The sequence below is a fragment of the Prosthecobacter sp. genome (genome assembly GCF_020439865.1).
Lineage (GTDB): Bacteria > Verrucomicrobiota > Verrucomicrobiia > Verrucomicrobiales > Verrucomicrobiaceae > Prosthecobacter.
Window position 1 is genome coordinate 1 of the sequence record NZ_JAGRPF010000015.1, and the last position, 3,417, is coordinate 3,417.

At 62.5% G+C, this 3,417-nt stretch carries 3 protein-coding genes; all 3 read right to left on the reverse strand.

The genetic code is table 11. The features are described 5' to 3' along the window. On the reverse strand, positions 1–1,565 hold a 1,565-nt coding region (locus KDL09_RS01040), incomplete at its 3' end, for a DUF1549 domain-containing protein (RefSeq protein WP_294380432.1). A gap of 44 nt (positions 1,566–1,609) precedes the next feature. Further along, positions 1,610–2,068 (reverse strand): YhcH/YjgK/YiaL family protein, encoded by a 459-nt coding sequence (locus KDL09_RS01045; protein ID WP_294380434.1) that lies wholly within the window; start codon positions 2,066–2,068, stop codon positions 1,610–1,612. 30 nt (positions 2,069–2,098) lie between these two features. Then, on the reverse strand, positions 2,099–3,417 hold a 1,319-nt coding region (locus KDL09_RS01050; protein ID WP_294380436.1), incomplete at its 5' end, for a DUF1501 domain-containing protein.

Consider the following 3,417-nt stretch of genomic DNA (forward strand, 5'->3'; position numbering starts at 1 on the left):
AGCTTGGTGGCGGGCACCTGGCCTTTCACTTCCATCAGCGCCATCACAAAACCTTCCGCCGGCTTCGTGGCACGCAGTTTCGTCGCCTCCGCCACCTTCGCATCGACGATGTCCTGCTTCTTCTGGTCGTAGAGATTCAGCGAGTAGGTCGCGAGCGCGGACGGATACTTTTTGATGAGCGCCTTCTGCTCGGGCGTGTGCTTTTCCTTCGGCGTGTCGCGGGCGATGCGGAACGCGGCCTGCTCGGCCTCGGGCACCTTTTTGATTTCGACCTCGAAGATTTCGTCGAGGAATTTTTTGCTCATCGCCTGCGCCTCGCGGTTGATCTCCAGCGCCTGCTTTTCGATCTCGGCGGCCTTCGCACGTTCCTCCGGCGAGTAGAGCGAGTAAAGCCGCTGCGCCGGCGCACGCCAGGCCTCCCAGTTGTAGGCGGGATCAAAGATGGCGCGCAGGCGGTAGTAGTCGGCCTGCGTGATCGGATCGTAGCGATGATCGTGGCACTGTGCGCAGGCCACCGTCATGCCCATGAGCGACGAGGTCATGATCTTCATCTGCTCGGCGATGACCTGGTTCTTCGCGAGCTTCACATCGTCAACGCCGTCGCCCGTTCCATCCGGTGCCATGCGCAGAAACGCAGTGGCGATGAGCTGGTCCGTGCGGCGCGGATCAAGCACCGCCTGCTGAAAGTCTGCGTGCGTCGCACCGGCGAGTTCATCACCCGCGAGCTGCTCCTGAATGAACTGATCCCACGGCTTGTCCTCGTTCATCGCGCGGATCACGTAGTCGCGGTAGCGCCATGCCTGCGGCCGCACCGAGTCGGCCTCCGAGTAGCCGTTTGAATCCGCGTAACCCACCACATCCAGCCAGTGCCTCGCCCAGCGCTCACCGTAGTTCTTCGATGCCAGCAGGCGCTCGACGAGCTGTTCGTAGGCCAGCGGCGACTTGTCATTCACAAAGGCCTCCACCTCCTCCGGCGTCGGCAGCAGACCGGTCAAATCGAGCGTCACACGCCGGATCAACGTCCGACGATCCGCCTCCGGCGCCATGTTCAGGCCCTTCTCGCCCATCTTCGCCAACACAAACGCATCCACCGGCGTGCGCACCTGCTTCGCATCCACATTCGACGGCACCTTCGGACGCTTCACCGGCTGGAAGGCCCAGTACTCGCGATCTTCATCCATGATGATCGGCCCCGGTGCCATGACGAGCGGTTCCGGCTTCGCCGTCTTCGCCCCCTGCGCGATCCATTTCTCAATGACCGCCAGATCGGCCTCCGACACCTGCTTGCCCTTCTTCGGCATCTCGCCGCTCTTGATGATTTTCACCAGCTCGCTCTTCGCCGGATCACCCGCGACCACCACGTGGCCGCCGCCATCGAGCGCCATATCCATGAACCGCCGCAGGCGCAGATCGACGCCGCCTTCCGGCTTTTCCTCCTCCCCGTGGCAGTGCGTGCAGTGCGCCTTCACGATCGGCCGCACGTCCTTTTCAAACGTGAGCACGGCCTCCCCGCCTCGGGCGGTCACGGCGAGGGAACAAAGGAGAACGGCAAAAGACAGCTTCATCGGGGGTCGCAAACCTACGCGCCCAGACCGGCCGATTTTGCCAGTTACTCCACCGCCACCTTCACCACGACCTTGAACACCTGCTCCGGCTTCTCCCACTCGATGCACGGCGCATGGGCGTCCTCGGGATACAAAATGGCGAAATGACCCGCGCTCATGTGCAGCGGCGTCACATCCGGCACCAGCTTCCACAGCGCCGCCTCCTTCTCCTCCGAATAGGCCATCGTCTCCTCCCTCATCGACGCCACCGGCGCCCACAGGATCGTCTCGCGGCCGCTGTGGATGAACTGCACGTCGATGTACCTCCGATGCGCCTCAAACAGCGCCTTCTCCATCGGCTTCGTCTCGTAAGTCTGCACCAGTGCGAAGCAATCATCGCCATCCAGATCATGCCGCCCCAGCGCCTGCGTGCCGTCCACCGTTCGGAGAAACGCAAACGCCTTCGCGAAGCGGGAGTTCAGCGATTCGTAGCGGGCGGCATTGGCGAGGGTGTCGAGGATCATGGGACTCAATGGAGCGAACCAACCTGCTCTTCAAGCAACCAAATCCCGGATCACATGACCATGCACATCCGTCAGGCGACGGTCGATGCCGTTGTGGCGCCAGGTGAGTTTTTCGTGATCGATGCCGAGCAGGTGGAGCATCGTAGCGTGGATGTCGTAGCAGGTCGTCGGATTGGCGCGATCGAGCGGTTTGTAGCCCCACTGGTCGCTTTCACCGGCGGTGACGCCGCCCTGGATGCCGCCGCCGCAGAGCCAATTGGTGAACACGTAGGGGTTGTGGTCACGACCTTTGCCGCCCTGCGTGCTGGGCATGCGGCCGAACTCGGTGGTCCAGAGAATTATCGTCTCGTCGAGCAGGCCGCGCTGTTTGAGATCGAGAATGAGCGCTGACACCGCCTTCGCCATGCCCCACGCGAGCGGACCGTGATCGCGCTCGACATCCTCATGCGAGTCCCAATTCCGGCGCGGGAAGCCGTTGTCATTGCCGCTCCAGATCTGCACGAAACGCACGCCGCGCTCGAGCAGACGACGCGCGGCCAAACACTTGCGGCCCATGTAGTCGGCCTCTTCTTCGGGATTGATCTCGGTGGGCCAGACCTTGCGATGTTCCTGAATGCCATACATCGCCCTCATCGCATCGGACTCCTGGCTGATGTCGAGCGCCTCCGGCGCGGCGAGCTGCATCTTCGCGGCGAGTTCGTAGCTCTTGATGCGCGAGTCGAGCCGGCTGTCCTCCTCGCGCTGCTGCAGGTGCTTGCGATTCAACTGCTCCAGCAGCGCAAAGCCTTCGCGATCCGCCTTTGCGCTGATGTAGCGGCCGGATTTGTGCGGAAACAGATCGCTGATCGGTGTCTCCGCACCGGGATAAATGATCGTGCCCGCATGCTGCGATGGCAAAAAGGCGCTGTCCCAGTTCTTCGGTCCGTTCGAGGCGAAGCCGCGGTGATCTGGCAGCACCACGAAGGTCGGCAGATTGTCGCTCAACGAGCCCAGCGCATAGCTCACCCAGCAGCCCATGCCGGGAAAGCCGGGTAGATTGAAACCCGTGGCCTGCAGCAGCGTGCCCTGCGAGTGCACGCCGGTTTTTCCAACCAAGTTGTGCACAAAAGCCATGTCGTCCGCGCACGCACCGAGCGGCGCGACGGCCTCGCTCAGCATGCGGCCGCTCTTTCCATAAGGCTTGAAGTCCCACACCGGCTTCTTCCATGGCCCGAGTCCGTTTTGAAACGCCTCCACCTTTTCGCCGAAGTCGGACTCCTCGCCGTGGTGCTTGATCAGCGCGGGCTTGTAATCAAACAGATCGATATGGCTCGCCGCGCCGCCCATGAAGAGCTGCACGACGCGCTTCG

Bases quoted from the DNA above. Each gene is read 5' to 3' on its own strand.
- KDL09_RS01045 (WP_294380434.1), bottom strand. From the start codon at position 2,068: ATGATCCTCGACACCCTCGCCAATGCCGCCCGCTACGAATCGCTGAAC.